Origin of the sequence: Paenibacillus sp. OT2-17, from assembly GCF_009827695.1 — a bacterium.
Taxonomy (GTDB): Bacteria; Bacillota; Bacilli; order Paenibacillales; family Paenibacillaceae; genus Paenibacillus; species Paenibacillus polymyxa_B.
In genome coordinates, this window is sequence record NZ_WUDQ01000492.1 from 1 (window position 1) to 2,771 (window position 2,771).

Here is a 2,771-nt window from a genome sequence, read left to right on the forward strand (position 1 = left end):
CGGATTACAGACCGTTTCGGGTATTTTACGCGATGGTGTTGTATAATCTGGGGGAATACGGGAAAGCCATGCAGAAGCTGCTAATGGAGGTGGCTGAGACGACCTCGGATTTATCTACACAGGAGTACTCACGTGCCATTCAATATTATGCAGATAAACTGGATCAGATCGAGGCATAGGTGAACCGGAGTGAGAGCATCAGCAGTAACGTGTATATACGCTCGTAAATAAAAAGATCACAGTCAGAGAGCAGTAATTCTCTGACTGTGATCTTTTGCTGTTTATTGTTTAGCTATAAGGTCCGTTACTTGATGAGTTATATAACTGTGATTACTGCGCACCTTCAGTAACGGCGATTTCCTTCTCCAGGTTTTCTCTGGACAGGTTGGCCTTCAAATAATCCGGGGTATCGGGCAGGACCAGGTGCAGATTGGATTTTTGACAAATGCGGATGGTGCACTTTTCGACGATAAAATCAAAGACATGCCCGCCTCCAGTGCGTTCATCGTTAATAAAATGCAGATGAAATCCGGCTACCCCAATACCTTGAGCATAGGCAGGTGTCCAAAAACCTGTAATCACGCCGGAAGCCTCATTAAAAGTGAAGGTAGGCTGTGACTTGGTCGCTTCGATAAACGGTTTGTATGGTTTAACTTGGTGAGGCACGGTCCGTGTCTTTACTTCACGAAAAGTACCATCCATACGGAAGGCATAGAACAGATTACGGCTTGGAAACAACGTTAACAGCAGAGCCTCCAGCTCTTCACGATGCATGGGACGGTCAATAGTATATGTGAAATCTTCATGAAAAAAGGTGACGGTGGAAAATGGAGTAGTTTCTTCAGGTTTTACGCGATGGGCCGTACCGTCTGGAAGCAAGTGATAAAATTCACCATCGAACGCGATCATCTCGCCATTGAGTTGATCAAAGGTACCGAGTCCGAAATCCCCGTGCTTTTGCAATTCCTCGAACGCAACGACTCCGTCGTAAAGACCATCTAATAAAGCAAGCATGGTGGACGTTTGGTAAATATCATGATCAGTTTCTTGCTTGGTTTCCAATTGTGTAACGGTCATGGCAATACACTTCCTTTTGTAATTGTATGCATTTATTTTCTTTCTTTTTCAATAATAAACGTAAAATTTCAGTAAATAACATGAATAACTCAAAAAAATCATAAAAAAAACGTTATACTCCATAATTGTCATAAAGCCGTCACGAGTGAGGCATGGTTAAGGTTAGTTTAATTGGTTAGGCAGCAGTTTACGTCCCAATTGGATGTTATCCTGATAATTAATCGGAATATCGACAACCACAGGACCATCGGTATGAAGTGCCTGCTGCAATACACTTTCTAGTTCTTCAGGAGAGTGCACGCGTAATCCAGTGGCCCCGAAACTTTCAGCATATTTCACTACATCAACATCTCCAAATTTTACACCAGACGTTCTTCCGTATTTAATCTGTTGTTGAAAAGCGACCATGTCATAGGAACCATCTCTCCATACGATATGCACCAATGGTGAGTTAAGACGTACGGCGGTTTCGAGCTCCATAGATGAAAAAAGAAATCCTCCGTCTCCGGAAATAGAAACGACTTTTTGACCGGGGTTGACGAGTGTAGCAGCAATCCCCCAAGGAAGTGCTACGCCTAACGTCTGCATCCCGTTGCTGAATAGAAGGCGACGCGGCTCATACGAACGGAAATATCGTGCCATCCAAATGTAGTGTGAGCCGACATCACAAGTGACTGTGACGTTATCGTCAATCAGGCTGCGCAGTGTGCGAATGAATTGTAATGGATGAATCAGATAGTCATGCTTGCGTACAGGTACAGCCTCTTGCTCGCTTAGATCATGGTGAAGACGTTTTAATTGGTTGCAGGAGGCTCTAGATAGCTTTAAGGTAGGCAATTCTTCTGCAAGGCTACTCACAATCAGGGCTATATTCCCGATAAGCTCGTAATCAGGTTGATAATCATGATCAATATCTGCTTGATGATCATCCAGATGAATGAGGGTTCGGTTTGCAGGAATGTTCCAGTTTTTTGGATCATATTCAATAGGATCATAGCCAATCGTCAGTACCAGATCTGCCGCTCCAAGAAGCATGTCACCCGGCTGATTATGGAACAGACCGACTCTCCCAAAATAGTGGCTTTCCAGCTCCCGGGAAATGGCTCCAGCGGCCTGAAAAGTTTCAACTACAGGCAAATCCGTGTTTCTGATCAGTGCACGGATGGCAGCTGTGGCTTCGGGCGTGCTGGCTTTCATGCCGAGGAGAAGTACGGGCAACTTGGCTTTTTTGAGTTGCTCTGCGACTTGTTTGATGAGCCCGGCGGGTGCGATTCCAAGCTGGGGAAGGGAGATCTTCTCAATAGCTGTTACTTCAGATGACGAAGTCAACACGTCCTGCGGCAGACTGACAAAAGTGGCTCCAGGCTGGGCTGAGGTCGCAATCCGAAATGCGTTAGTAATAGCTTCTGGTACATTATCAGGATGCTCTACTTCTACACTGTATTTGGTGATGGGCTCGAATAGTCCGGCGTTATCCATGGATTGATGCGTGCGTTTCAGGCGTTCGGATCTTGGAACGGCACCTGCAAGAGCGACAACAGGATCACTCTCTGCATTCGCGGTGACAAGTCCTGTCGCCAAATTGGATGCGCCGGGGCCAGAGGTGACAAGACATACGCCCGGCTTTCCAGTTAATCGACCGACTGCAGCGGCCATAAAGGCAGCATTTTGTTCATGACGGCATATGATTAATT

2 protein-coding genes are annotated in these 2,771 nt (G+C 45.8%); both read right to left on the reverse strand.

Going from position 1 to position 2,771, the window contains the following annotated elements; genetic code table 11:
- Positions 1-330 precede the first annotated feature (330 nt).
- On the reverse strand, positions 331-1,077 hold the full coding sequence (budA, locus tag GRP75_RS23610) for an acetolactate decarboxylase (protein ID WP_160790530.1): 747 nt from the start codon (positions 1,075-1,077) through the stop codon (positions 331-333).
- Between the two features lie 162 nt (positions 1,078-1,239).
- Positions 1,240-2,771: acetolactate synthase AlsS (gene alsS, locus GRP75_RS23615; protein ID WP_160790531.1), on the reverse strand; the 1,532-nt coding region annotated here is incomplete at its 5' end.